Source organism: Microbacterium sp. AC026, assembly GCF_979258475.1.
In genome coordinates this window covers 147114-172086 of the sequence record NZ_OZ409857.1, presented here as the reverse complement: position 1 = coordinate 172086, position 24973 = coordinate 147114, and the positions used below count along the sequence as shown (strand labels likewise).

General features: G+C 67.7%; 24 protein-coding genes, 1 tRNA gene and 4 pseudogenes. 13 read left to right on the top strand and 16 right to left on the bottom strand.

Annotation, left to right across the window (positions count from 1 at the left end):
* Nucleotides 1-108 precede the first annotated feature (108 nt).
* Nucleotides 109-1425 carry an acyltransferase family protein gene (locus tag ACZZ93_RS00875; RefSeq protein WP_463510287.1) on the top strand — a complete coding sequence of 439 codons (1317 nt, stop codon included), beginning with the start codon at nucleotides 109-111 and terminating at the stop codon, nucleotides 1423-1425.
* Here the strand turns inward: ACZZ93_RS00875 and ACZZ93_RS00870 are convergent.
* The 3 genes from ACZZ93_RS00870 to ACZZ93_RS00860 are packed head-to-tail and all read right to left on the bottom strand — an operon-like array spanning nucleotide 1372 to nucleotide 3234.
* Complete coding sequence (locus ACZZ93_RS00870) at nucleotides 1372-1923, bottom strand: energy-coupling factor transporter transmembrane component T (protein WP_463510286.1); 552 nt, start codon at nucleotides 1921-1923, stop codon at nucleotides 1372-1374. The two genes, ACZZ93_RS00875 and ACZZ93_RS00870, sit on opposite strands and share 54 nt — an antisense overlap.
* Before the next feature lie 38 nt (nucleotides 1924-1961).
* Nucleotides 1962-2654: an energy-coupling factor ABC transporter ATP-binding protein gene (locus tag ACZZ93_RS00865; RefSeq protein WP_463510285.1), complete on the bottom strand. Its 693-nt coding sequence runs from the start codon at nucleotides 2652-2654 to the stop codon at nucleotides 1962-1964.
* Nucleotides 2644-3234: a biotin transporter BioY gene (locus tag ACZZ93_RS00860; RefSeq protein WP_372983438.1), complete on the bottom strand. Its 591-nt coding sequence runs from the start codon at nucleotides 3232-3234 to the stop codon at nucleotides 2644-2646. Before ACZZ93_RS00860 ends, ACZZ93_RS00865 begins: the two co-directional genes overlap by 11 nt.
* A gap of 53 nt (nucleotides 3235-3287) precedes the next feature.
* Here ACZZ93_RS00860 and ACZZ93_RS00855 point away from each other — a divergent pair, with 53 nt between their 5' ends.
* Entirely contained in the window at nucleotides 3288-3902 is a 615-nt protein-coding gene (locus ACZZ93_RS00855; RefSeq protein WP_463510284.1) for a TetR family transcriptional regulator, read from the top strand.
* On the opposite strand, the gene ACZZ93_RS00850 is transcribed toward ACZZ93_RS00855, so the two are convergent.
* The 8 genes and pseudogenes from ACZZ93_RS00850 to sufB all read right to left on the bottom strand — a co-directional run bounded on the left by ACZZ93_RS00850 (nucleotide 3850) and on the right by sufB (nucleotide 10444).
* Nucleotides 3850-4425 carry an MFS transporter gene (locus ACZZ93_RS00850; RefSeq protein WP_463510283.1) on the bottom strand — a complete coding sequence of 192 codons (576 nt, stop codon included), beginning with the start codon at nucleotides 4423-4425 and terminating at the stop codon, nucleotides 3850-3852. The genes ACZZ93_RS00855 and ACZZ93_RS00850 overlap by 53 nt on opposite strands.
* A complete protein-coding gene (locus tag ACZZ93_RS00845) occupies nucleotides 4320-5117 on the bottom strand; it encodes an MFS transporter (protein WP_463511713.1) in 798 nt (265 codons plus the stop codon). The genes ACZZ93_RS00850 and ACZZ93_RS00845 overlap by 106 nt, the downstream gene beginning before the upstream one ends.
* Before the next feature lie 113 nt (nucleotides 5118-5230).
* A pseudogene (locus ACZZ93_RS00840) lies at nucleotides 5231-6383 on the bottom strand (MalY/PatB family protein).
* Between the two features lie 2 nt (nucleotides 6384-6385).
* A complete protein-coding gene (locus ACZZ93_RS00835; protein ID WP_053096448.1) occupies nucleotides 6386-6715 on the bottom strand; it encodes a metal-sulfur cluster assembly factor in 330 nt (109 codons plus the stop codon).
* A 10-nt stretch (nucleotides 6716-6725) separates the two neighbouring features.
* Nucleotides 6726-7496: a Fe-S cluster assembly ATPase SufC gene (gene sufC / locus ACZZ93_RS00830; RefSeq protein WP_053096451.1), complete on the bottom strand. Its 771-nt coding sequence runs from the start codon at nucleotides 7494-7496 to the stop codon at nucleotides 6726-6728.
* Entirely contained in the window at nucleotides 7497-7823 is a 327-nt protein-coding gene (locus tag ACZZ93_RS00825) for a non-heme iron oxygenase ferredoxin subunit (protein ID WP_053096453.1), read from the bottom strand.
* Entirely contained in the window at nucleotides 7820-9025 is a 1206-nt protein-coding gene (sufD, locus tag ACZZ93_RS00820) for a Fe-S cluster assembly protein SufD (RefSeq protein ID WP_463510282.1), read from the bottom strand. The genes ACZZ93_RS00825 and sufD overlap by 4 nt, the downstream gene beginning before the upstream one ends.
* Nucleotides 9026-10444, bottom strand: coding sequence for a Fe-S cluster assembly protein SufB (gene sufB, locus ACZZ93_RS00815; protein WP_053096457.1), 1419 nt, complete (start codon nucleotides 10442-10444; stop codon nucleotides 9026-9028). It lies immediately after the preceding gene.
* Between the two features lie 232 nt (nucleotides 10445-10676).
* Between sufB and ACZZ93_RS00810 the strand changes: the two are divergent.
* Nucleotides 10677-10931, top strand: a pseudogene (locus ACZZ93_RS00810) (COX15/CtaA family protein); the annotation flags it as partial.
* On the opposite strand, the gene ACZZ93_RS00805 reads toward ACZZ93_RS00810, so the two are convergent.
* Entirely contained in the window at nucleotides 10827-11066 is a 240-nt protein-coding gene (locus ACZZ93_RS00805; protein WP_463511775.1) for a hypothetical protein, read from the bottom strand. The pseudogene ACZZ93_RS00810 and the gene ACZZ93_RS00805 overlap by 105 nt on opposite strands.
* Between ACZZ93_RS00805 and ACZZ93_RS00800 the strand changes: the two genes are divergently transcribed.
* The gene (locus ACZZ93_RS00800) at nucleotides 11056-11778 is read left to right on the top strand and encodes a COX15/CtaA family protein (protein ID WP_463511774.1); all 723 of its coding nucleotides are present in this window, start codon (nucleotides 11056-11058) and stop codon (nucleotides 11776-11778) included. The genes ACZZ93_RS00805 and ACZZ93_RS00800 overlap by 11 nt on opposite strands.
* A gap of 72 nt (nucleotides 11779-11850) precedes the next feature.
* A complete protein-coding gene (locus ACZZ93_RS00795) occupies nucleotides 11851-12294 on the top strand; it encodes a hypothetical protein (protein WP_187249750.1) in 444 nt (147 codons plus the stop codon).
* On the opposite strand, the gene ACZZ93_RS00790 is transcribed toward ACZZ93_RS00795, so the two are convergent.
* A complete protein-coding gene (locus tag ACZZ93_RS00790) occupies nucleotides 12240-13145 on the bottom strand; it encodes a heme o synthase (protein ID WP_053099149.1) in 906 nt (301 codons plus the stop codon). The two genes, ACZZ93_RS00795 and ACZZ93_RS00790, sit on opposite strands and share 55 nt — an antisense overlap.
* Before the next feature lie 365 nt (nucleotides 13146-13510).
* Between ACZZ93_RS00790 and tkt the strand changes: the two genes are divergently transcribed.
* The 6 genes and pseudogenes from tkt to pgl all read left to right on the top strand — a co-directional run bounded on the left by tkt (nucleotide 13511) and on the right by pgl (nucleotide 21609).
* Nucleotides 13511-15607: a transketolase gene (gene tkt / locus ACZZ93_RS00785; protein ID WP_463511712.1), complete on the top strand. Its 2097-nt coding sequence runs from the start codon at nucleotides 13511-13513 to the stop codon at nucleotides 15605-15607.
* On the top strand, nucleotides 15604-16716 hold the full coding sequence (gene tal, locus ACZZ93_RS00780; RefSeq protein ID WP_053096462.1) for a transaldolase: 1113 nt from the start codon (nucleotides 15604-15606) through the stop codon (nucleotides 16714-16716). Before tkt ends, tal begins: the two co-directional genes overlap by 4 nt.
* Nucleotides 16713-18320 (top strand): glucose-6-phosphate isomerase, encoded by a 1608-nt coding sequence (locus ACZZ93_RS00775; protein ID WP_463510281.1) that lies wholly within the window; start codon nucleotides 16713-16715, stop codon nucleotides 18318-18320. The genes tal and ACZZ93_RS00775 overlap by 4 nt, the downstream gene beginning before the upstream one ends.
* Nucleotides 18321-18342: 22 nt before the next feature.
* The gene (gene zwf / locus ACZZ93_RS00770; protein ID WP_053096466.1) at nucleotides 18343-19893 is read left to right on the top strand and encodes a glucose-6-phosphate dehydrogenase; all 1551 of its coding nucleotides are present in this window, start codon (nucleotides 18343-18345) and stop codon (nucleotides 19891-19893) included.
* Nucleotides 19890-20824: pseudogene (locus ACZZ93_RS00765) on the top strand (glucose-6-phosphate dehydrogenase assembly protein OpcA). The gene zwf and the pseudogene ACZZ93_RS00765 overlap by 4 nt, the downstream one beginning before the upstream one ends.
* Complete coding sequence (gene pgl, locus ACZZ93_RS00760; RefSeq protein WP_320488554.1) at nucleotides 20824-21609, top strand: 6-phosphogluconolactonase; 786 nt, start codon at nucleotides 20824-20826, stop codon at nucleotides 21607-21609. Before ACZZ93_RS00765 ends, pgl begins: the two are co-directional and overlap by 1 nt.
* 12 nt (nucleotides 21610-21621) lie before the next feature.
* Here pgl and ACZZ93_RS00755 read toward each other — a convergent pair whose 3' ends face one another.
* Entirely contained in the window at nucleotides 21622-22605 is a 984-nt protein-coding gene (locus ACZZ93_RS00755; RefSeq protein WP_053096472.1) for a DMT family transporter, read from the bottom strand.
* 61 nt (nucleotides 22606-22666) lie between these two features.
* On the opposite strand from ACZZ93_RS00755, the pseudogene def reads away from it, so the two are divergent.
* Both def and ACZZ93_RS00745 read left to right on the top strand, forming a co-directional pair.
* Nucleotides 22667-23232: pseudogene (gene def, locus ACZZ93_RS00750) on the top strand (peptide deformylase).
* A 128-nt stretch (nucleotides 23233-23360) separates the two neighbouring features.
* Nucleotides 23361-23867, top strand: coding sequence for a septum formation family protein (locus ACZZ93_RS00745; protein WP_261987781.1), 507 nt, complete (start codon nucleotides 23361-23363; stop codon nucleotides 23865-23867).
* A gap of 149 nt (nucleotides 23868-24016) precedes the next feature.
* Here the strand turns inward: ACZZ93_RS00745 and ACZZ93_RS00740 are convergent.
* Nucleotides 24017-24092: transfer RNA gene (locus tag ACZZ93_RS00740), tRNA-Asn, on the bottom strand.
* Nucleotides 24093-24188: 96 nt separating this feature from the next.
* Entirely contained in the window at nucleotides 24189-24962 is a 774-nt protein-coding gene (locus ACZZ93_RS00735; protein WP_053096485.1) for an ATP-binding cassette domain-containing protein, read from the bottom strand.
* Nucleotides 24963-24973: the final 11 nt, after the last annotated feature.

Here is a 24973-nt window from a genome sequence, read left to right as displayed (position 1 = left end):
CCGCTGCTCCGGGTCACACCGCAGTAGGGGTGCGAACCAGCCCGGAGGGTGATCCCCGACCGGCACCGCGTCCATACGCTCCTCGGACACCCATCCGAGGAGGACTCCATGGCCATCGTCGAAGCGCCGCCCCGCATCGCTCCCCGCTCCCCGCTGCCGGCCGGTCGTGATGCCGCGATCGACCTGCTGCGAGCGATCTGCGTCGCAGGAGTCGTGCTGCTTCACGCCATCATGGTGGGCGTCACGATCGCCGACGGCAGCCCGGTCTTCGCGAACGCGAGCGACGGCACCTCGTGGATCATCCCCGTGAGCTGGGTCCTCCAGGTCATGCCGCTGTTCTTCATCATCGGAGGCTTCGCCGGTCACATCGCCTTCCGGCGGTCGCAGGCGCGCGGCGGCACCGCATCCGACTTCATCGCAGCCCGCGTGCATCGCCTGCTCCGGCCCGCACTGTTCGCCATCGCCGTCGTCGGCGTCGCGCTCGCCGCTCTTCGCGTCGCAGGTGTTCCCGCCGACATCATCGCCACCGCCGGCTTCCGCTACAGCCAGCCGCTGTGGTTCCTCGCAGTCTTCCTGGGCTGCCAGGCGCTCCTCCCGGCACTCTCGAGAGCCCACTCGCGCAGGCCCCTGGTCACCGTCGCAGCCCTCGTGTGGGCATCGGTCTGCGTCGATGTGGCCCGGGCGAGCACCGGGGTCGAGGGACTGGGGTTCGTGAATCTCGCCTTCGTGTGGCTCGCACTCCAGCAGATCGGGTTCTTCCTCGCCGACGGCACGATCGACCGGCTGCCTCGAGCGACGCGGGCACTGGTGGGAGCAGCGGCTCTGACCGCCCTCATCGCAGCGTGCGCGACCGGGGTCTACTCCCCCGACCTGATCGCGAACATCAATCCCCCGACCGCCGCGCTGCTGCTCGTCGGCGTCGTGCACCTGAGCGCCGTCTCGCTTCTGCGCGATCGCATCGACGAGCTCAGCCACCGGCCGGTCCCCGCCGCGTTCGGCGCCTTCGTCAATCGCCGCACCATGACGATCTACCTGTGGCACATGCCGGTACTGCTCGCCATGGCGGGGATCTCGGCCGTCGCCTCACTCGTCAGCGGAATCGCGCTGCCGGATCCGAGTTCCGTCTCCTGGTGGGTGTCGCGTCCGATCTGGCTCGCCGTCGCCCTGACTCTGACAGCGGCGATCGCGGCCTCCCTCACCCGCATCGAGACGCAGCCGTCGCCGCGATCCGCTGACAGGACGCACCGGGTCGTGATCGCCGCCGTCCTGGGCATCGCCTCCGTCGTCCTGCTCCTCGTCGCGGGGACGACCGTGCTCACTGCCTCGGTCGCCGCCGGCGGGATGCTGCTGTCCCTGCGCATCGCCCGCCGATCACACGAGACCGCGAGCGGCGAGAGCGTCGCCGACGTCGTCCGCGTGGCGTAGTGTCCTGACCATGAGCGGCACCGCGCCTCGCACGCCGCGACGGATGCCGCGTGCGAGGTGGGCCTCGGTGACCGCATAAGCGAAGCCTGCGACCACCGGAATCATCGTGAGGGTCAGTGAGATCGTCATCGCGACGGCATCCGCATCGATGCCCAGTCGGCGCAGCGGTCTCAGCATCCGATGCAGCACCGCGAGCAGATCGCCCATCCGGGTGGTGATCGTGAGAAGCGACGCCAGCAGCAGCAGTGATGCCACCCTGGCCGTGCTGACCCATGCCGTGAGCGGTGAGGCGAAGATCCACAGGGCGGCCCCGAGAACCAGGACGAGCCACCGCAGCCGCCACGCCTCGACGAGCAGGGTCGTCACCGGAAGGCCGGCGGCGAGATAGAGCAGGCAGACGACGAGAAGCGCGGCTGTGACGCTCCATCGATCGTGCGGATAGCCGGACGAGACGAGCGCGAGCACGGCGAAGACGGCGAGCTTGGGGCCCGCCGGCATCCGGTGGACGATACTCGCCCCCGGCCGATAGGACTGGATCACGCGGCCAGCTCGCGATACTCGGCGACCACGTCCGGCGGGGCGCCCGACGCGATGATCGAGCCAGCCTCGAAGAGGACCGCGTGGTCGCACCTCGCTGCGAGCTCGAGGTCGTGGGTGACGATGACGACCTGGGCGGGAAGCGCCAGCAGCAGATCCGCGATCCGTCGGGAGTTGCGCAGGTCCAGCAGGGTCGTCGGCTCGTCGGCGACGATCAGCTGCGGTTCGGTGATCAGGACAGACGCGAGAGCCAGCATCTGCTTCTGACCGCCGGACAGCGCCGACGCCGGCACGTCCGCCCGATCGGTCAAGCCGTGCTCGGCGAGTGCCGCGGCCACACGTCTGTCGACGTCCGCACGAGAGAATCCGCGAAGCGACAGCGCGAGGTCCTCGGCAGGCGTAGGCATGAGGATCTGCGCCTGCGGATCGGTGAAGACGAAACCCACCCGCCGCCGCAGAGCCTTCACATCCCGAAGAGAATCGAGACCGTGCACCGTGACGCGCCCTGCATCCGGGAGCACGAGGCCGTTCAGCAGACGCGCGAAAGTGGACTTTCCTGAACCGTTCGCGCCGATGACCGCGATCCTCGCCGTCGTGAGCTCGATGCTCACATCGCGCAGGATCGGCTGCCCCTCCCGCTCCACGGTGACATCGTCGACCGAGATCGATCCGGTCGAGGTCTCAGACCGCACGGACGGATGCCGGCACGGATGGGGCACTCGTGCCGAAAGCTCGAGGGTACGCGCGCCGTAGCGCGAGGACCAGCGCTGTGGCCGCTGCCGCCTTGAGCAGATCGCCGGGGAGGAAGACGAGACTCGCCAGTGCGGTGGGTCCCAGGTCGAGCCCGAGTACGAGCGCGGTGACGGGCACCCCGCAGACGTACACGACCACGATGCCGCCGACGACGACCCCGAGGGCGATCCGCCACCAGCTGGGCCGACCGCTGCGCACGATCAGTCCGATGACGATGACGCCCAGGAGCCACCCGAGCAGGTAGCCGGCTGTCGGACCGACGAAGACGCCGAGACCGCCACGGCCACCGGCGAGGACGGGGAGCCCGACCGCTGCCAGCACCAACACGAGGAGCACCGAGAGCGGGGCCAACCGCGGGCCGAGTACAGCGCCGGCGAGCATCACCCCCAGGGTCTGCGCGGTGATGGGCACCCCGCCGGGGATCGGGATCGTCACCATTCCGAGGACGATGATGAGCGCGGCGAAGATCGCCACCCTCGCGAGTTCGCGACCGAGGTCGTCTGTGTGCCGAGCCATCATCCATCACCTTCCTGAACACCGTTCACTTGAACGGTGTTCACTATACTGACGGGATGGCCCCGGAGCACAACTCGACCCGTCACGACCGCGACGGCGTCGCGCGCGCTGCACTCGCGCTCCTCGACGAGGTCGGCCTCGCCGACCTCTCCATGCGGCGGATCGCCGGCACGCTCGATGTGCAGCCGAGTGCTCTCTACTGGCACTTCTCGAGCAAGCAGGAGCTGCTGGCGGAGTTGGCCGATCGCATCACCGCGGGCATCCCGCGCGACGATGCGGACGTGTTGACCACCGCCCGCAGCATCCGCGACGCGCTCTTCACCTATCGCGACGGGGCCGAGCTCGTGCTCAGCACGTATGCCCTGCGTCTCGGCTCGTCGTATGCGCACACCGCACTGGAAGCCGCGCTGACGCGCCACGGCCTGTCGGACGCACCGGAGCGAGCAGCCGCACTCCTGCACTTCGTGCTCGGCCATGCGACTCTCGTTCAGCAGCGGATGCACGCCGACAGCCACGGAGCAGCGCTCGACGACCACACGATCGACGTCACAGCGGGACTCGACCGCATCTTCGACCTCGGCGTGGCCGCGCTCGCCGGAGAGTCGTCCGGCGCCGACCTCACCGCTCGGGCGACTCCGCGTCCGTCAGCTCCGCGGCGTGACCCAGCCTGAGTCCCGGCACGAACGCCAGGAGCACCAGACCGAGACAGAACGCGAAGACGACGCCGAAGGCGCTCGCACCACCGCCGAGGCTGGCGACGGCGAGACCCGCGAGAGCAATGACGACCGCGGCGCCCGCGGAGTCCGAGATCGACAGAGCTGACGAGTTGAAGCCCTGGTTGCCGGCATCCGAGTACGCGAGCGTGAGCACGGTGAGGCGGGGATAGAGCAGACCCATGCCGCCGCCGGCGAAGGCCCATCCCACCACCACGAAGAGCGGCGAGAACCCCCAGAGCGCTGCGAGGAGCACGAACACCAGCGCACAGACCAGCAGCGAGAGGCTGATGACGGTGATCCTCGTGTTGCCGAGACGTTCACCGAACCTCCCCTGCAGCGCGGACGCGCCGGCCCAGGCGAACGCGGCGAACATCAAGGCGATGCCCGCCCACGTCGCCGTGAACCCGAACCTCTCCATGAGCAGGTACGGGATGTACGCTTCCGCGGCGAAGAACGCGCCGGCGACGACGCCCCGCATGAGCACGACGCTCGGCAGGCCCCGGCCGGCGCGCAGAGTGCGTCGAGGAGCAGCGGCAGCACGGCCACGGCGATGACGGCCACCGAGCCCAGTGCGACCGACCATCCGATCTGCGCGGTCATCTCGGCCGTGAAGCCGATCAGCACGGCGAACACCGCGACGACGACGGCGAGCATCAGACGAGTCACGAGAGCTCGACGGTCCTGTGGTTCGCCATGCCCGAGGTCGACGCCGCGCAACCGGATCGCGATCATGAGAAAGGCGGCCGTCGTCAGCACGGCCACCCCGAGGAATGCCCACCGCCAGTCGAGGTACTCGGCGACGGCACCCGCGAGGAACGGGCCGATCATCGACGGCACCACCCAGGCCGCGGCGAACGCCGCGAAGACCCTTCCGTGCAGGTGGGGCGGATACAGGCGGGCCACCACGACGTACAGGGCCACCGTCTGTCCGCCCGCACCGAGCCCCTGCACCAGGCGGCCGATGAGGAACTGATCCATCGTCACCGCGAACCCCGACAGCAGCAGGCCGGCGATGAACAGCGACACGGCGGCGTACAGCGCACCCCGGGGCCCGCGAGCGTCCGACCAGGCACCCGCGGCGACCATCCCGATCACGCTCGTCGCCAGTGTCCCCGCGAAGGCCACCGCATACAGCGCCTGGCCATCGAGCGCCTCGCTGACGATCGGCATGACGGTCGTCACCGCCAGAGCCTCGATCGCCGCCAGGAAGATCAGCGCGACCGCGCCGGCGGTGACCCAGAGGCGTTCTCGGTCCCAGATCGACGATGTCGCGCGATCGACCGTCATCGATCCACGAGCGTCGCGATGCGCTCGATGGCCTCGGTGATGATCTCCGGACTCGTCCCGAAGTTCAGCCGCACGAATCCCCTGCCCTGCTCGCCGAAGGCGGGGCCGAAGTGCAGGGCCACCTTCGCCTCCTTGAGGATCCGACGCGCGGGGTTGTCGCCCCATCCGAGAGCAGAGATCGATCCAGGCGAGGTAGCCGGCATCGGGGATCCGGTAGCGGGCACCGGGGAGCTTCGATGCGAGCAGGTCCTCGAGGAGTACGCGGTTCGCGTCGAGTGTCGCGAGCAGCCCGTCCAGCCACTCATCGCTCTCCTCCGAGAAGGCGGCGACAGCCGCGAGCAGACCGAACTGACCGGTGCGCCACTCGACCTCGATCGGCAACCCGCGCACGACCGCGCTCGTCGATTCGGAAGCGGTCACCATAAGGGCGCACTTGAGGCCGGCCAGATTGAAGGCCTTGCTCGCGCTGACGACCGCATACCCCACGCGCTCGGCGGCCTCGCCCGTGTCGAGGAACGGCGTGAAGCCGGTTCCCGGCTGGGCGAGCGGCGCGTGGATCTCGTCGGAGACCACCGCCGCGCCGAACTCGTCGGCGATCTCGGCCAGCGCCGCGAGCGCGTCGCGACTGTGGACGGTGCCCGTCGGGTTGTGCGGATTGCAGAGCAGGATCGCGGTCGCGCCGTCCTCGAACGCTGCACGGACGCCGTCGAGATCGAGTTCCCACCCCATCCCCGTGTCGATGAGAGGCACCCGTTCCACCTCGGCGCCGGCCTCGGACACCAGGTCGAAGAACGGCGGGTACACGGGAGGGGTGACGACCACCCGCTCTCCCGGCTGCGTCACGCGGCGGAGAATCTCGACGATGCCCATGCTCACATCGGCCGTGGTGCGCATCCGCGTCGGATCCGCCTCCCAGCCGAAGCGACGGCGTGCGAACGCCGCGTAGGTGTCGGGCAATGGTGTCCGCGAGGCGATGTACCCCGTGTCTCCGAGCTCGACGGCGCGACGCAACGCGTTCGAGACCTCCGGTGCGAGCGGGAAATCGGTCTCCGCGACGAAGAGCGGAAGCACGTCGGCGGGATACTCCCGCCACTTCTCGCTGCTACGTCGTCTGAGCTCCGCCAGAGGCAGAGCCGTGACTTCGAGCATTCTCAGATCGCGAAGCCGAGGGCGCGCATCATGTCGCGCCCGTCGTCTGTGATCTTCTCCGGACCCCACGGCGGCATCCACACCCAGTTGATGCGGAAGCGGTCGACGACGTTGTCCAGAGCCTGCGCGGTCTGGTCCTCGAGCACGTCCGTCAGGGGGCAGCCGGCGCTGGTCAGCGTCATGTGGATGACGAGAGCATCGTTCTCGTCATCCCAGGCGAGGTCGTAGATGAGGCCGAGGTCGACGACGTTGATCCCGAGTTCCGGGTCCATGACGTCTTTGAGCGCCTCGGTGACCTCGTCGTACTTCGCGTCCGTGAGGGTGGCTGTCATGCGAATCAGCCTACGCCTCGATGGGGGCTGCGGGGTCGAGGAAACGGTCGTATCCCTCTTCCTCGAGCCGGTCTGCGAGCTCAGGGCCGCCCTCTTCGACGATCTTGCCCGCGACGACCACATGCACGAAGTCCGGACGGATGTAGCGGAGGATACGGGTGTAGTGCGTGATCAGCAGCACGCCGAGTCCGGTCGACTCCTTGGCGCGATTGACGCCTTCCGAGACGATCTTCAGCGCGTCGACGTCGAGGCCCGAGTCGGTCTCGTCGAGAATCGCGAACTGCGGCTTGAGGACCTCGAGCTGCAGGATCTCGTGACGCTTCTTCTCGCCACCGGAGAAGCCTTCGTTGACGTTGCGCTGAGCGAACTTCGGGTCCATGCGGAGGTTCGCCATGGCCGCCTTGACGTCCTTGGTCCAGCCGCGGATCGCCGGAGCTTCGCCGTCGAGTGCCGTCTTGGCGGTGCGGAGGAAGTTCGTCACCGTCACGCCGGGGATCTCGACCGGGTACTGCATCGCGAGGAACAGGCCGGCGCGCGCGCGCTCGTCGACGCTCATCGCGAGCACATCCTGGCCGTCGAAGGTGATCGAGCCGGAGGTCACGGTGTACTTCGGGTGACCGGCGATCGTGTACGCGAGCGTCGACTTGCCCGAGCCGTTGGGGCCCATGATCGCGTGCGTCTCACCGGTGTTCATGGTGAGGGTGATTCCGTTGAGGATCGGGGTGGTACCCGCCTCGGTCTCGACCGTCACGTGCAGGTCGCGGATTTCGAGAACAGACATTCAGACTTCCTTCGTCACAGTCGGGTCGATGAGCACGTCGTCGCCGTCGATCTCGACGACGTAGACCGGAACGGGCTCATAAGCAGGGAGGTTCTGGGGCTTGCCGGTGAGCAGCGAGAACGCGGAGCCGTGGGCCCAGCACTCCACCGTGTCACCTTCGACGAAGCCTTCGGCGAGAGAGATGTCGCCATGCGTGCAGGTGTCCCCGATGGCGTGGATCACGCCTTCGGAGTCCTTGATCACGGTGATCGGGACGCCGTTCGGCTCGACGCGGATCGGCATGTCCTGCTCGAGTTCCGCGACGCCGCACACGCGCTCGGCGCTCATGCGTTCACCTCGGCGAGCTCCGTCTCGATCGCGTCGAGCAGCTCGGTCTCCAGCGCCGGGATTCCCAGGCGCTGAACGATGTCGGTGAGGAATCCGAGCACGACGAGTCGGCGCGCTTCCTCTTCGCTGATGCCGCGGGCCTGCAGGTAGAACAGCTGCTCGTCGTCGAAGCGCCCCGTGGCGCTGGCGTGGCCGGCGCCGAGGATGTCCCCGGTCTCGATCTCGAGGTTCGGGATCGAGTCGGCGCGTGCGCCCTCGGTGAGCACCAGGTTGCGGTTCGCCTCGTAGGAGTCGGTTCCCGTCGCATCGGCGCCGATGAGCACGTCGCCGATCCAGACGCTGTGCGCTCCCTGCCCCTGGAGCGCACCCTTGTAGAGCACGTCGCCCTTGGTGTGCGGGCCCTTGTGGTGCAGGTAGACCTGGCTCTCGAGGTGCTGCCCGGCATCGGCGTAGGACAGTCCGTAGAGGTAGCCCTCGGATCCGGCGCCGGCGAGCTCGACGCTCGGGTTCACGCGCACGACTCCGCCGCCGAAGCTGATCACGAAGTGCTTGAGCGTGGCATCCGCATCGACCCTGGCCTGATGCGCAGAGGTGTGCACTGCCTCGTCCTGCCACTGCTGCAGGCTGATGACAGTGAGCTTCGCGCCATCGCGGACGATGATCTCGACGTTCTGCGAGTACTGCGCGGCTCCGGTGTGCTGGAGCACGACGGTGGCCGAGCTGTGCTCGAGGGCCTCGATCACGATGTGAGCATCGGCGCGCAGTTCGGCGCCGAGGCCCTCGATCGAGAGGAGGATCGGCTCAGCGACCTCTTCTTCGCGCGGGATGCGGATGTGCAGCGCCTCGGACGAGCCCTGCCAGGCGACGGCCGCCGTGATGTCCTCGGCCAGGAAGACCTCTCCGCGCGGGGCATCACCCGCGTCGAGCGGTGCCGCCACGTACTTCTCGCCGTCACCGAACGAGTAGCGCACGCCCTCGGTCAGACCTGCCACCTCGAAGAGGGCGGAGAGCTTGGCCACCGGAGTGTGCTTCCAGTTGACCTCGCGGCCGGTCGGCGAACCGAAGTCGGCGGGTTCGAAGGAGTGCGGACGCTCCGAGCGGGTCTGCACCGGGACGAATCCGGCATCCGAGACCTGAGCTGCGGGGTCGATGTGCGCGTTCGTGTGCTGCGCCTCGCTGGGCGCTGTCGTCGAGGCCGCCATTTAGCCGACCGATCCTTCCATGCCCATTTCGATGAGCTTGTTCAATTCCATCGCGTACTCCATGGGCAGTTCGCGCGCGATCGGCTCGATGAAGCCGCGCACGATCATCGCCATCGCCTCGTCCTCGGGCATGCCGCGGGACTGCAGGTAGAAGAGCTGCTCCTCGCTGACCTTCGAGACGGTGGCCTCGTGGCCCAGCTGCACGTCGTCGACCCGGATGTCGATGGCCGGGTATGTGTCGGAGCGCGATTTCGTGTCCACCAGCAGCGCGTCGCAGCGCACGGTGTTCGCGGAGTGGTGCGCGTTCGCGTCCACCCTCACCTCGCCGCGGTATCCCGCACGTCCACCGCCACGGGCGATCGACTTGGAGACGATCGACGACTGCGTGTACGGAGCCATGTGGATCATCTTCGCGCCGGCATCCTGGTGCTGGCCGGGACCCGCGAAGGCGACCGAGAGGGTCTCGCCCTTGGCGTGCTCGCCCATCAGGTAGATCGACGGGTACTTCATCGTCACCTTGGAGCCGATGTTGCCGTCGACCCACTCCATCGTCGCGCCCTCATGGGCGACGGCGCGCTTGGTGACGAGGTTGTAGACGTTGTTCGACCAGTTCTGGATCGTCGTGTACCGAACGCGGGCGTTCTTCTTCACGATGATCTCGACGACGGCCGAGTGCAGCGAGTCCGACTTGTAGATCGGAGCGGTGCAGCCCTCGATGTAGTGGACGTAGCTGTCCTCGTCGGCGATGATCAGGGTCCGCTCGAACTGGCCCATGTTCTCAGTGTTGATGCGGAAGTACGCCTGCAGCGGGATCTCGACGTGCACGCCCTTGGGGACGTAGACGAACGAACCTCCCGACCACACGGCCGTGTTGAGCGCGGCGAACTTGTTGTCGCCGGCCGGGATCACGGTGCCGAAGTACTCCTCGAAGAACTCGGGGTGCTCGCGGAGCGCGGTGTCGGTGTCCATGAAGATGACGCCCTGCTCCTCCAGATCCTCGCGGATCTGGTGGTAGACGACCTCGGACTCGTACTGCGCTGCGACGCCGGCGACGAGGCGCTGACGCTCGGCCTCGGGGATGCCGAGGCGCTCGTACGTCTCGCGGATCTCAGCCGGGAGATCCTCCCAGGACTGGGCCTGCTTCTCGGTCGAGCGCACGAAGTACTTGATGTTGTCGAAGTCGATCTCGCTGAGGTCTGCACCCCAGGTCGGCATCGGCTTGCGACCGAAGAGCTGATAGCCCTTGAGTCGGGTCTTCAGCATCCATTCGGGCTCGTGCTTGAGCGCCGAGATCCCGCGGACCACCTCTTCGGAGATACCGCGCTTGGCGATGGCTCCGGCGGCATCTTCGTCATGCCACCCGAATTCGTACACCCCCAGGCCGTCAAGCTCCGGGCGGTCGATCAGCACATCCGACATCACACACTCTCCTCACAGGTCCCAAACGGTGTCATCCGCCCCGACACACCTGATCCCCGTCGAGTCTGCGGGAGCGGGTGCCGTTGGTGGGCCCTCATCACCGGCGCATCCATCGCGCCTAAACTGTTAGCGATGCTTCAGCGCGGTCAGCGCTCATCACAACAATCCGATTCTACAGGTTCCGCCTGAAGACAGGGCCGCTCGCCGTGTCCGGCGCGGTTCGGAGAGACTTATGCCCGAGACGACGATCTCCTCCCCCACGAACGCGGCAGCGTCGACGCATGCGATCCTCTGGGGACGAGCGCTTCGCGTCTTCGCCTGGCTCTCATTCCTCGCGCAGACCATCATCATCGGCACCGGCGGCGCCGTGCGGCTGACCGGATCAGGCCTCGGATGCTCCGAGTGGCCGCTCTGCACGCCGGAGTCGCTCGTCCCGATCTATGCCGATCAGGGAATCCACGGCATCATCGAGTTCGGCAACCGCGTCATGACGGGTGTGGTCGGCGTCATCGCCCTCGCCGTCCTGCTGCTCGTGCTGGCGCGCACCGGGGAAGGCCACGGTGTTCTCGGCCCTCCGCTTCGCCGCCGCCGGAATCCTGGCGGCCGGGGTCGTGTTCTTCATCTTCACGCTCGTCGACCTCCCCGCCACGCCCTTCGCGATGGCGGCTCTGCTCGTGACGGTCATCGCCGCCACGGTCAGATCGGCCAGGGTGACGACCGAAAGGCGGGATCTCGTCATCCTCGCCTGGGTCGTGCTGATCGGCGTCGTCGCGCAGGCTCTTGTGGGCGGCATCACGGTGCTCACGGGACTGAACCCCTTCATCGTCGGATTCCACTACGTGTCGTCCCTCCTCCTTGTGTGCGTGACCGCGGCCTTCCTGGTCAGGCTCTACGCCGCGCCCGGACCGCGTGAGCGCGCGGTGCCGACCTGGTTCGCGGCACTGAGCCACATCACCGGTCTCGCCCTCGCCGTGACGATCCTGTTCGGCGTGCTGACCACCGGTTCCGGGCCGCACTCCGGCGACGCGGCCGTCGAGCGCCAGGGATTCGACGCCACGGTGCTCGCCCACGTGCACTCCTGGCCGGGATACATCCTCGCCGCGCTCGTCGTCACCTTGACGATCGCCGCGTGGGTGCTGCACCTACGACCGCGCAGATGGCTGCTCGTGCTCGTGCTGGCGATCCTGGTGCAGGTCGGCGTGGGCGTGTGGCAGGCGCGCGAAGGCCTCCCGCCGGTGCTCGTGGGCATCCACATGGTGCTCGCCTCGCTGTCGGCGGCTGCGTACACCGTGGTGGTGCTGAACCTGAAGAAGCCGGCCGCTGCGGAGGCTTGACCCCGGCTGCGCACAGGGGATGCACAGCCCGGGCATCAGCCGCTCATCAGTTCGTCGTGCACCGTTGCGGACATGAACAAGTCATTGACACGCAGCATCGGCTTCTGGCTCCTCCTCGTGCTCTCGCTCGCTTCAGCGGGAGTGGGCGGGTGGCTGATCGCCGGCCAGGTCGGCACCATGACGAGCACTCTGCTCGACGGCACGGCGACCGGCATCGAGGTCTACGTGGGGCAGTCGCTCGTCGTCGTCGGAGCCGCGCTTCTGGGCGCCGGCGTCATCGGCGTGCTGATCGCCGTCGGTCTGAGTGCGGTGCAGGCGCTCCTGCCTTCTCCTGCACCCGCAGTCGTCGGGCCGATCGATGGGACGAACGAATCAGCTGAGGCCGACGAGGTCGACACCATCGACTCCGAGATCCCCGCGACAGCGGCGGACGACGAGCTGGTCGGCGGCGCCGAGCAGGATCAGAACGGCAGCAGCGGGTCGACCGCGACGGCCACGAAGATCAGCGTCAGATAAGTGATCGAGGCGTGGAAGACTCGCATCGGCCGCGCCTCGTTGCCTCGCACCGCCTGGTTGTACAGGCGGTGCGACTCATAGATGAACCAGCCGCCGAACACAGCGGCGGAGACGCCGTAGACGAGGCCCATGTTCGCGATCGGGATCAGCAGCAGCGAGCAGGCGACGGTCGCCCAGGCATAGAGGATGACCTGGAGGCCGACCTGTGAGGCGTTGCGGGTGACACCGAGCATGGGCACGTCGACGTCGTCGTAGTCGTCCTTGTACTTCATCGACAGCGGCCAGTAATGCGGCGGCGTCCAGAGGAAGATGAGCGCGAACAGGATGAACGCGGGCCAGTCGAGCGAGCCGGTGACGGCAGCCCAGCCGATGAGCACCGGGAAGCACCCGGCTATGCCGCCCCAGATGATGTTCTGCTCGGTGCGTCGCTTGAGGATCATCGTGTAGATGACGACGTAGAAGAAGATGGCGGATGCCGACAGCGTGGCCGCCAGCCAGTTCGTGGTGAACCACAGCCATACGGTCGAGACGACGGCGAGCGTCCAGGAGAAGATCAGCGCGCCTCGCGGGCTGATCTCGCCGGTCACCAGCGGACGGTTCTCCGTGCGATGCATGTGGGCATCGATGTCGCGGTCGAGGTACATGTTGAACGCCGCGGCCGAGCCGGCGCTCAGCGAGCCGCCGATCACGGTGGCCAGCACGAGCCACATGTCGGGAAGACCGCCCTGAGCGAGGAACATCACCGGGACGGTCGACACCAGCAGCAGTTCGAGGACGCGCGGCTTGGTGAGGGCGACGTACGCCTTCACGGTGCGACCGATGGACTTCTTCACAACGGTCTGATCAGACATCGTCGAGATCTCGATCGCCTCCTCCACACGCGTCACGACAGCGTTTCCCAGTCTAGGGCACGCCGGGCGCAGGGCTCGCCCGCCCCGATGATCAGCGCTCCACCGACCCTCGCATCCGGGCTCCCGGGACGCGACGGGATCGCGTTCCAGGACTCCTGATCCGCAGTTCCACCGCTCATCGGAAGCCTCGACGAAGGCATGGAATTACTGGACGGGCGGAGCGTTGTAAAGGGGGTAACGAGTCGAACCTCGGCGCTATGCTGAAATGACTCGCGCGTCCGGCGCACATCACAAACCCCTCCGTATCGTTGCGGACTGCGATCGTGCAATCCGGCGCTCTCGAACAGTTGCAGAAGGGCTTCACAGTGTCGGAATTGCAGTGGGATGAGATCGACCGACGCGCGGTGGACACCGCGCGTCTTCTGGCTGCGGATGCCGTGGAGAAGGTCGGCAACGGCCACCCCGGCACCGCGATGAGCCTGGCTCCGGCCGCGTATCTCCTCTATCAGCGGGTGCTTCGTCACGACCCGACCGACACCGACTGGCTGGGTCGTGACCGTTTCATCCTCTCGGTCGGACACTCCTCTCTCACCCAGTACGTGCAGCTCTACCTCGGCGGCTTCGGCCTCGAGCTCGACGACCTCAAGGCACTGCGCACGTGGGGTTCCCTCACCCCGGGCCACCCCGAATACGGTCACACCAAGGGCGTCGAGATCACCACCGGCCCGCTGGGACAGGGACTCGCTTCCGCCGTCGGCTTCGCCTACGCCGCCCGCTACGAGCGCGGCCTGTTCGACCCCGAGGCAGAGGCGGGCACCAGCCCGTTCGATCACTTCGTCTACGTGATCGCCGGTGACGGCGACCTCCAGGAAGGCGTCACCAGCGAGGCCTCCTCGCTCGCGGGCCACCAGGAGCTCGGCAACCTCATCGCGATCTACGACTCCAACCAGATCTCGATCGAGGACGACACGAACGTCGCCTTCACCGAAGACGTCGCCAAGCGCTACGAGGCCTACGGCTGGCAGGTCCAGGTCGTCGACTGGAAGAAGACCGGCGAGTACGTCGAGGACGTCGCCGAGCTCAACGCGGCGATCGAGGCCGCGAAGGGCGAGACCTCGAAGCCGTCGCTCATCATCCTGAAGACGATCATCGGCTGGCCCTCGCCCGGCAAGCAGAACTCCGGCAAGATCCACGGCTCCGCGCTCGGTGGCGACGAGCTCGCCGCAACGAAGAAGGTCCTGGGCTTCGACCCCGAAGAGCACTTCGCCATCGCCGACGACGTCATCGCCCACACCCGCGCACTCGCGGATCGCGCCGCGGAGACCCGCGCCGAGTGGCAGAAGTCGTTCGACGCGTGGGCCGCGGCCAACCCTGAGCGCAAGGCGCTGCTCGACCGCCTCGAGGCGAAGCAGCTGCCAGCCGACATCACCTCGGCGCTCCCCGTCTTCGAAGGCGGCAAGGACGTCTCGACGCGTGCGGCCTCCGGTCAGGTCATCAACGCCCTCGCCGCCGAGCTCCCCGAGCTCTGGGGCGGATCGGCCGACCTCGCCGAGTCGAACCTCACCACGATCAAGGACTCGAAGTCCTTCATCCCCGCCGAGTGGTCGACCCACGAGTGGTCGGGCGACCCCTACGGCCGCGTGCTGCACTTCGGCATCCGCGAGCACGCCATGGGCGCCATCGTCAACGGCATCGTGCTGCACGGCCCGACGCGCGCCTTCGGCGGCACCTTCCTCATCTTCAGCGACTACATGCGCCCGCCGGTGCGTCTGGCCGCGCTGATGAACGTCCCCAGCATCTTCGTCTGGACCCACGACTCCGTCGCACTCGGAGAGGACGGCCCGACGCACCAGCCCGTCGAGCAGATCGCGACGCTCCGCGCCATCCCGAACTTCACCCTGGTGCGTCCGGCTGACGCCAACGAGACCTCGGCCGCCTGGCTCGAGATCCTCCGACGCCACGAGGGCCCCACCGGCATCGCGCTGACCCGTCAGAACATCCCGGTGTTCGAGCGCGGCCAGGGTGCAGCCGACGGCGACCTCTTCGCCTCGACAGACGGTGTCTCGAAGGGTGCATATGTGCTCGCCGAGGCGCCGAACGGCACCCCCGACGTGATCATCATCGCGACCGGGTCCGAGGTCCAGCTGGCGGTCGACGCCCGTGCGGCCCTGGCCGACGAGGGCGTCAACGTCCGCGTCGTCTCCGCTCCGTCGCTCGAGTGGTTCGACGAGCAGGACGAGGCATACCGCGAGTCGGTCCTGCCGAAGGCCGTCACCGCCCGCGTCTCGGTCGAGGCCGGCTCCGTCCTCAGCTGGCGCGGCATCGTGGGCGACCGCGGCCGTTCGGTCGGCATCGACCACTTCGGCGCCTCCGCCGACTACAAGACCCTGTTCCAGAAGTTCGGCATCACCACCGAGGCCGTCATCGCGGCCGCACGCGAGACCATCAAGGAGAACGCATGAGCACCCCCACCGCAGACCTCGCAGCAGCCGGTGTCAGCATCTGGCTCGACGACCTGTCCCGCACCCGCATCTCGTCCGGCAACCTCGCCGAGCTGATCGAGTCGCGCAACGTGGTCGGCGTGACCACCAACCCGACGATCTTCGCGAACGCGATCACCGACAAGAACAACACCTCGTACGACGCTCAGGTCACCGAGCTCGCAGCGTCGGGCGCCACGGCGGAAGAGGCCGTGTTCGCCGCGACCACGCAGGACGTCGCCGCCGCTCTCGACGTCTTCCGCCCCGTGTGGGAGAAGTCGGGCCACGTCGACGGCCGCGTCTCCATCGAGGTCTCCCCCGACCTCGCGCATGACACCGAGGGCACCGTCGCACAGGCCAAGCAGCTGTGGGCAAAGGTCGACCGTCCGAACCTGCTCGTGAAGATCCCCGCGACGAAGGCGGGCCTGCCTGCCATCACCGAGGCGATCGCATCGGGCATCAGCGTCAACGTCACCCTGATCTTCAGCCTCGAGCGCTACGCCGAGGTCATCGACGCCTACCTCACCGGTCTCGAGCGCGCGCACAGCGCCGACTTCGATCTGTCGAGCATCCACTCCGTGGCCTCGTTCTTCGTGTCGCGCGTCGACACGGAGACCGACAAGCGCCTCTCGGCGATCGGCACCGACGAGGCCGAGGCGCTCAAGAGCAAGGCAGGCCTCGCGAACGCGCGTCTCGCCTACGAGCTCTACGAGCAGAAGTTCGCCGAGAAGCGTGCGCAGGACCTGATCAAGCTGGGCGCCAACCCGCAGCGTCCGCTGTGGGCGTCGACCGGCGTCAAGGACCCGGCCCTGCCCGACACGCTCTACGTCACCGAGCTCGTGGCGAAGGACGTCGTCAACACGATGCCGGAGAAGACGCTCGAGGCCACCTTCGACCACGGCGTCGTCACCGGTGACACGATCACGGGCGGCTACGACGAGGCTCGCGCCGTGTTCGCCGGTCTCGCCGACCTCGGCATCGACTTCACCGATGTCACCCAGGTGCTCGAGGACGAGGGCGTCGCCAAGTTCATCGACTCCTGGCACGATCTGCTGACGCAGGTGGCTGAGGGCCTCGAGGCGCAGCGATGACGTTTGCGATCCACGCCTCGGGCGCGGCTCGGGTCGCGATCGACGAGACGGTTCCCGCTCTCGTCCACGACCTGGTCGCCTCGCGGGTGACCGGCGGTGACGCAGCCCTGTGGGGTCCCGCCGCCGAGTCCGAGGCGTCGATCCGCCTGGGCTGGGTCGAGGCGGTATCCGTCTCGCGCCCCCTCGTCGCCGAGATCGTCGCCCTCCGCGCCGATCTTCACGCGAAGGGTGTGAATCGGGTGGTGCTCGCCGGCATGGGCGGGTCATCGCTCGCCCCCGAGGTGATCGCCCAGACCGCCGGTGTCCCGCTGACGATTCTCGACTCGACCGCGCCGAGCCAGGTGCTCGCCGCGCTCGACGAGGGGCTGGAGAACACCGTGCTGGTCGTCTCCTCGAAGTCCGGCTCGACCGTCGAGACCGACTCGCAGCGTCGCACTTTCGAGGCCGCGTTCCGCGACGTGGGCATCGACCCGCTCGAGCGCATCATCGTCGTGACCGACCCGGGCTCGCCGCTCGACGTCTCCGCCCGTGAAGCCGGCTACCGCGTGTTCAACGCCGACCCGCACGTCGGCGGACGGTACTCGGCCCTCACCGCCTTCGGCCTCGTACCGTCGGGGCTCGCGGGCGCTGACATCGCCGAGCTCCTCGATGAGGCCGAGGCCTCGCTCCTCGAGGTCGCCATCGACTCGGCCGACAACCCGGCACTCCGGCTGGCCGCGGCGATCTCCGCCACCACGCCGCGACGCGACAAGCTCGGTCTCATCACCGACGGCACGCACATCAACGGGCTCCCCGACTGGATCGAGCAGCTCATCGCGGAGTCCACCGGCAAGGACGGCACCGGCATCCTGCCCGTCGTCCTGCTGCCCGTGTCGCCGGAGCTCGACTCCCGACCCGCCGATCTCCAGATCGTGCGGCTCGTCGACGACGCGAACGAGTTCCACCTGCGCGAACGTCACGAGGGCGAGATCCTCGTCAGCGGCTCGCTGGGTGCGCAGCTCATCGTCTGGGAGTACGCGACCGCCATCGCCGGGTATCTGCTCGGCATCAACCCGTTCGACCAGCCCGACGTCGAGTCGGCGAAGGTCGCCGCCCGTGGACTGCTGGATGCACGTCCCGCTCCGACGACACCGGCGTTCGTCGAGAACGGCGTCGAGGTCCGCGTCTCCGACCCCGCTCTCGCGGCGTCGGGAACCGTCGAGGGCGTGCTCGACGCGCTGTGGGCTGCACTGCCGGAAGACGGCTACGTGTCGATCCAGGCATACGTCAACAGGCTCGACGTCCCGCAGCTGCAGGGTCTCCGCGAGCTCGTCGCCGCCGACTCCGGTCGGCCGACGACGTTCGGATGGGGACCCCGATTCCTGCACTCCACCAGCCAGTATCACAAGGGCGGGCCGGCGCAGGGCGTGTTCCTGCAGATCCTGGAGCGCACGGATGTCGACCTCGAGATCCCCGAGCGCCCGTTCACGTTCGGACAGCTCATCGAGGCACAGGCCGCCGGCGATGCCGGTGTCCTCGCCGAGCACGGCCGTCCGGTCGTCTCCCTGACGATCACCGATTCGTCGGCCGACGTCCTCACCCTCTTCGAAGCCGCACAGAAGTAACAGCCAGGAGAATCCCCCACCGATGTCTGTTCCCATCTCGCGCGGGCACAACCCGCTGCGTGACCCCGATGATCGCCGCCTCAACCGGATCGCCGGGCCCAGCGCCCTCGTGATCTTCGGTGTGACCGGAGATCTGTCACGCAAGAAGCTCATGCCCGCCGTCTACGATCTCGCCAACCGCGGACTCCTGCCTCCCGGATTCGCTCTCGTGGGCTTCGCCCGTCGAGACTGGGAGGACCAGGACTTCGCCCAGGTCGTGTACGACGCCGTGAAGCAGCATGCACGCACGCCCTTCCGCGAAGAGACGTGGGCGCAGCTGCTGCAGGGCATCCGCTTCGTTTCGGGCGAGTTCGACAACCCCGAGTCCTTCCGCAAGCTGCGCGACACGGTCGATCAGCTCGACGTCGAACGCGGCACGATGGGCAACCACGCGTTCTACCTGTCGATCCCGCCGAAGGATTTCCCCCTCGTCGCGAAGCAGCTCAAGGACTCCGGCCTCGTCGGAGCGAATGACGACGACGATGAGCGCTGGCGACGTGTCGTGATCGAGAAGCCGTTCGGCCACGACCTCGAGTCGGCGCGCGAACTCAATGCCGCCCTCGAGGTGGCGTTCTCCGCCGACTCGATCTTCCGCATCGACCACTACCTCGGCAAGGAGACGGTCCAGAACATCCTGGCCCTGCGCTTCGCGAACGAGCTGTACGAACCGATCTGGAACCGCAACTACGTCGACCACGTGCAGATCACGATGGCCGAGGACATCGGCGTCGGTGGCCGTGCGGGCTACTACGACGGCGTCGGCGCGGCGCGCGATGTCATCCAGAACCACCTGCTGCAGCTGCTCGCGCTCACCGCCATGGAAGAGCCGATCAGCCTGTCCGCCGAGCACCTGCGTGCCGAGAAGGAGAAGGTTCTCGCTGCGGTCCACGTGCCGGAGGATCTCTCGCTCGCGACCGCCCGCGGGCAGTACGCGGGAGGCTGGCAGGGTGGCGAGCAGGTGACCGGATTCCTCGACGAGGACGGGATGAACCCCGAGTCCGCGACCGAGACCTATGCCGCGATCAAGCTGGAGATCGACACCCGACGCTGGTCCGGCGTCCCGTTCTACCTTCGCACCGGGAAGCGTCTGGGGCGTCGTGTGACCGAGGTCGCCGTCGTGTTCAAGAAGGCACCGGAGCACCTCTTCGGCCGCTCGAACACGGCAGAGCTCGGCCAGAATGCGCTCGTCATCCGCGTCCAGCCCGATGAGGGCGTCACGATCCGCTTCGGATCGAAGGTGCCCGGAAACGGCACCAACGTGCGCGATGTCACCATGGACTTCGGTTACGGCCACGCGTTCACCGAGGCGAGCCCCGAGGCGTACGAACGTCTGATCCTCGACGTGCTCCTGGGCGACCCGCCGCTGTTCCCGCGCCATGAGGAGGTCGAGCTCTCCTGGAAGATCCTCGACCCGGTGGAGAAGTACTGGGCAGCCGAGGGCGGCCCGGTCGACCAGTACGCACCCGGTTCGTGGGGTCCGGCATCCGCCGACGACCTCCTTGCCCGTGATGGACGAGTGTGGAGACGCCCATGATCATCGACCTTCCCGACACGACCGTCAGCCAGGTCGCCAAGCAGCTCGTCAAGGTGCGCGAAGAGGGCGGCGCCGTCGCACTCGGCCGTGTGCTCACGCTGATCATCTCTGCACGCAACGGCGTCGCAGAGGCAGCGATCGACGCGGCAAACGACGCGTCCCGCGAGCACCCCATGCGTGTCATCGTTCTCACCACGGGTGAGGGCGAGTCGCGTCTCGATGCTCAGATCCGTGTCGGCGGTGACGCCGGCGCCTCCGAGGTCGTCGTCCTCCGGGCCTACGGAGACGCCGCCAGCAACGAGGAGAGCCTGGTCACAGGTCTGCTCCTGCCCGACGCCCCCGTCGTCGCCTGGTGGCCCGAAGAGGCGCCGACATCGCCGGCCTCGTCTCCCTCGGCAAGATCGCGCAGCGCCGTATCACGGATGCCGCGACCGCACCCGATGTTCGCGACCGCCTGGGACTGCTCGGCGAGACCCACGCGCCCGGCGACACCGACCTCGCGTGGACCCGTCTCACGCACTGGCGCGAGCAGCTCGCCGCCGTGCTCGATCAGCCGCCGTTCGAAGAGGTCACCGCGGTCGAGGTGCGCGGTGGATCGGCCTCGCCGTCGACCGCGCTGCTCGCCGCATGGCTGCAGATGGCCCTCGACGTCCCGGTGACCTGGTCGTACGAAGACCCCGAGCACTGGCAGGAGGGCATCAAGTCGGTGCGTCTGCACCGCTCGTCGGGCGACATCCTGCTCGAGCGCCCCACGCCCGGCGTGGCCGTGCTCACGCAGCCCGACCAGCCCGACCACGACCTGCACCTGCCGCGCCGCACGCTGCGGGAGTGCCTCGCCGAGGAGCTGCGTCGCCTCGACCCCGACGTCCTGTACGGTCGAGTGATCACCGAGGGCTGGGAGAAACTGGGTCCGCCCCAGACAGGAGAATGATGTCGACGAAGACAGCGCCCGCAGAGAAGCGGGTCGTGGTCGAAGCCACGCCCGCAGCACTTGCCGCGAGCGTGGCCGACAGATTCCTGACGCGCCTTCGTGCGCGCACGCGCAACGGCCGCATCGCCCACATCGCCCTCACCGGCGGCTCGATGGGCGGTGCGGTTCTGCGTGCGACGCGCGACGACCCCAGGTCGAGTCAGATCGACTGGTCGCTGGTTCACTTCTGGTGGGGCGATGAGCGGTTCGTCGCTCGCGACGACGCCGATCGCAATGCGGTGCAGTCGCGTGAGGCCCTGCTCGACCACATTCCCGTCCCCGCCGAGAACATTCACGAGGTCGCTGCTGCGGACGAGGGGCTGACCCTCGACGAGGCGGCTTCGGCGTACGCGGCGGATCTCGCGCGCTACGGGACCGACGAGCACCCGTGGCCGTCGTTCGCGGTCTGCTTCCTCGGCGTGGGGCCCGACGGCCACATCGCCTCACTCTTCCCCGATCGCCCCGAGGTCACCGTGACGGACGCCGCCGCGCTGCCGGTTCGCGACTCTCCCAAGCCTCCGCCGGAGCGTGTCACGCTGACGCGCCCGGTGCTCAACGCGTCGAAGCGTGTCTGGCTGGTCCTCACCGGCGCGGACAAGGCGTCGGCGCTCGGACTCGCCCTCGCGGGAGCGAGCTACACCAACGTTCCGGCCGCGGGCGCCAAGGGCCGCAAGCGCACCGTCTTCTTCGTCGACGAGGCCGCTGCGTCAGAGGTCTCGCCCGACCTCATCGACCCGGCGTACTGAAGTCGAGAGAACTCAGGCCTCGGGGTCTTTTGTCGCGTCGTCACTGCCGCGCGTGATCCCGAGGTCCTGGCTGTCGCTCAGCACCTGCGGGTGGTACCGCGCGAGGTTGACGACGCCCCAGATCGCGATGGCACCGGCTACGGCGAAGATCACGAGGACCCACGGCGGTGACGCCGCGGCCTCTCCGAGCACGACCATGCCGATGAGCACGGCGACCATGGGGTCGACGACCGTCAGGCCAGCGATGACGAGATCCGGCGGCCCCGAGCTGTAGGCGGACTGGACGAAGTACGCTCCGACGGCGCCGGCCGCGATCAGCGCGATGACGCACACGAGGGTGATCCACTCGAAGTTGCCGGCGCTGATCCGGCTGATGACGGCTTTGGCGAGAGTGGCGACGAAACCGTAGAGGATGCCGGCGCCGATGACGTAGAACAGAGCGCGCATGCGGTGGCGGAGCACCAGCCAGCAGGCGCCGAGCACGATGATGACGACCAGCAGGATCGCCAGGATCGTGAAGAGCTCGGTGTCGGTGATCTCCTTCTCCGTGGCGTAGATCGCTGCGAAGAAGACGAACAGGAAGATGCCGCCCACACAGCAGACGATCGCGATGATCGACTTCCTGGTCGGCGAATGACCCGAGATCCGTGCGTTGAGCAGCGTGGTGATGACAAGCGCGATGGCGCCGAGCGGCTGCACGACCATCAGCGGCGCTTGAGAGAGCGCCGCGAGCTGACACACGATCGCCAGGCCGAGCATCAGCGTTCCGGCTATCCAGGAGGGCCGGGTGAGCAGGCCCTTCATCTGGCTCATGCTCAGACCGCTGGCTCCGTCGGATCCGCTGAGCCGCTCCACCTTCTCGACGCCACGATGCTGATACTGCGCGCCGAGAGACATGAAGACGGCACCCGCAAGCGCGAGGGGGATGCCGAGGAGCAGTTTCGGGTTCTGGAAGACACCGACCAGCTGCTCGGTGACGTCTTCCGCCCCAGTCATCCATACGGAGATGCTCACCCTTCGACCCTACCCGGCGATGTGCGCCGAGTAGGGTTATGGCGTGGCTGTTCTTCCTATTCGCATCATGGGCGACCCCGTCCTGCACTCCCCGCTTCCGTCGTCGAGGAGATCTCCGACGACATCCGCACGCTCGTCGCCGACATGTTCGAGACGATGGACAGGGCCCCGGGCGTCGGTCTCGCCGCACCCCAGGTCGGTGTGCCGCTGCGCATCTACACGTACGCGTACGTCGACGATGACGAGCAGCCGTGGCGTGGCGTGATCATCAACCCGGAGCTCTGGATGGTGCCGCTGGAGCCCGGCGAGCCGGACGACGAGCTGGAGTCCGAAGGCTGCCTCTCGTTCCCGGGTGAGCGATTCCCGCTGCGGCGCTCGGAGCGGGTGCGGGTCTCGGGCGTCGATCTCGACGGGGCGCCGGTGGAGATCGCGGTCGACGGCTGGCGCGCCCGCATCATGCAGCACGAGTTCGACCACCTCGACGGCATCCTCTACATCGACCGCCTCTCGGACGGCGACTGGAAGACCGTCCAGAAGATCGCGAAGAAGCGCGGGTGGGGCAAGCCCGGCGCGAGCTGGGTTCCCGGCATCGACGATCTGGAAGCCTGACCTCCCCTCCCAGCCCGCTCACAGTCTTCTCGGAGTTGCATCACAGACTCCGGCCCGGATACCGTGCTTGAGGTGGTATTTCAATATGCCACTCACCAAGAGGCTCTGGAGGGGACGAAATGATGAAGATGCGCACGCGACGCGCACTGGCGCTGGCAGGTTCTGCTGTGGCGCTGTCGGTCGCACTGACCGGCTGCAGCGCGCTGAACGGCATCCTGGGGGGCGGTTCGGGCGACGCCGACCGCGATGAGGACACCGGACAGGTGACCGAGAGCTCGAACATCGACATCTTCTCGCTGAAGCTCGGCGACTGCAAGATGGCGAGTGCAAGCGGTCTCATCGAGGACGCCGACGTCGTCCCGTGCGACCAGCCGCACGATGAAGAGGTCTACTACGAGATCACGATGGACGACGGCGAGTTCTCCGAGGAGAACATCGACGCCGCGTCGCAGGAGTGCATCGGCGACGCCTACACGAGCTTCGTCGGTGTCGCCTTCGAGGCCTCGGTGCTCGAGGTCTACCCGATCACGCCGACCCAGCAGACCTGGGACGAGCTGAACGACCGCGTCGTGCAGTGCGTGATCTCCGACCCCGCCGGGCAGACCACCGGGTCGCTCAAGGGCGCAGCGCGCTGATCTCGCTCTGATCCACGCGAACGAGGCTCCGTCATCCGACGGGGCCTCGTTCGCATATCCGGAGGTCACCATCGAATGACCTCGAAGAGACAATAGCGGGGACTCGCACCGCATAAAGGGAAAAGCCCCTCCGAAGAGGGGCTTTTCATTGGCTCCCCGGCTTGGACTCGAACCAAGAACCTGCCGGTTAACAGCCGGCTGCTCTGCCAATTGAGCTACCGAGGAATGTGCTCCGCTGTGCGGGCAACTCGTCAATCCTAGCAAACTCCGGAGCGTGCTCGTGACACGGGCCGCAGGTCGGGCGTGTCGTCGGCACCCCTGTCAGTGGCCCGAATCCGCCTCGGCGTTGGGCGCCCACAGCAGGTCCTTGCCGACACCGCGGGCGACCACGTGACCCCCGCGCAGCATCAGCGTCTCCGCATTCAGCTCACGGATGAAGTCGGCGTCGTTCGTCACCAGCAGCGCGCCCATCCCCTGCTCCTTGCGCCGACGGGTGATCGCGTCGAACACCACGGGCCGCACCTCGAGATCGAGGTTGGCGAGGATCTCGTCGGCGATGAGCACCCAGGGCTCGAGCACGAACGATCGCGCAATCGCCACGCGCTGACGCATGCCTGCGCTCAACTCGTACGGGAACCTCGCGGCTGTTCCGAGAGGCAGGTGCAACTCGTCGAGCAGCGTCGCGACGCGGATGGAGAGCGCCTGGGTATTGACCCGCTTCTCGCGGATCAGGATCGGCTCTGAGATGATCTCGCTCACCGTGAGCTGGGGAGGGAGGTCGGCACCGGCGCCCTGCGGAACGAATCCCGTGCGGTAGGTCAGCAGGCGATGCTTGCGTCCCGGCCGGCGGATGTCGACTCCGCACACCTGAGCGCTGCCTCCGACGACCCGGACCGACGGATCCGTGGATCCTGCCAGCGCCGCGACGAGCGTCGACTTGCCCGAGCCGGTCGGGCCGGCGACGCAGATGAGCTCGCCCGGTGCGAGAGCGAAGCTCACCCCGTCGATCGCGCGGGTGGGGCCGCTGTGCCCGATTCGATCGATGACCAGATCAGAGCTGTCGATCGCGTTGGTCGATTCGGGCCGGGAGAACATTCCTCCATCCT